At 64.1% G+C, this 757-nt stretch carries 1 pseudogene; it reads right to left on the reverse strand.

The features are described from left to right. A pseudogene (locus tag QU44_RS17265) lies at positions 1-667 on the reverse strand (IS630 family transposase); the annotation flags it as partial. Positions 668-757 lie beyond the last annotated feature (90 nt).

The raw sequence follows: 757 nt of genomic DNA on the forward strand, positions 1-757 counted from the left end.
GATGTACGCCGACGTGGTGCGCTGATCCTTTGGCGCTGATGGCCGGGTGCCGCGCTTGGCCCATCGCCGCGTGATGCCGTTCTTCTGGCCCACCCGGGCTTCATCCTGCCACCAAAGTTCTATGGGCGTGCCCCTTGGGAGCGTGGCTTTGATCGCTGCCAACTGGGCTGGGAAGTCTTTTTAAAAACGTCGATAGCATCGGCCCCTGAGCATGGTGCCGGGGCCGTGCCGTCAGTTTGCGATAGCCCATAGCGCGCAGGTCGCGGCTCAGCGTCTGCTTGCTGACCGACACGCCATATTCGTCGAACAGCCATTGCATCAGGTCAACGATCCGCCAGCGAACCACGCCATGCGAAGCCGGGACCGGACCCTGTTCGATGATCTCGGCCAGCGCCTGTTTGTGCTCGGCTCCAAGCACCGGACGCGGGCCAGGCGCCTTGCCGTCGAGCAAGCCCTCGGGCCCGCGGGCGTTGAAGCGCAGCACCCAGTCCCGAACCGTCTGCAAGCCCACGCCGCCGACCTGTGCCGCCGCGTGTCGCGCACCACCATCGTAAATTACCCCCAGCGCCAGCAATCGCCGAACCTGATTTGCGTCCCCGCTCAAACGCGCCAGCCTTCGAAGACCCGCCCCATCGAAATCGTCCCGCAGCACAACCGCCGATGCCATCGCACACCTCCCACAGCATGCGGTGTTGAATCAGATCATGGCCGCTTTGGGAATCCCCCGCCGTGAGTCAGATCCCAAGGGACTTGGTAT

The sequence above is a fragment of the Sphingomonas sp. 37zxx genome (assembly GCF_000786205.1).
Taxonomy (GTDB): Bacteria; Pseudomonadota; Alphaproteobacteria; order Sphingomonadales; family Sphingomonadaceae; genus Sphingomonas.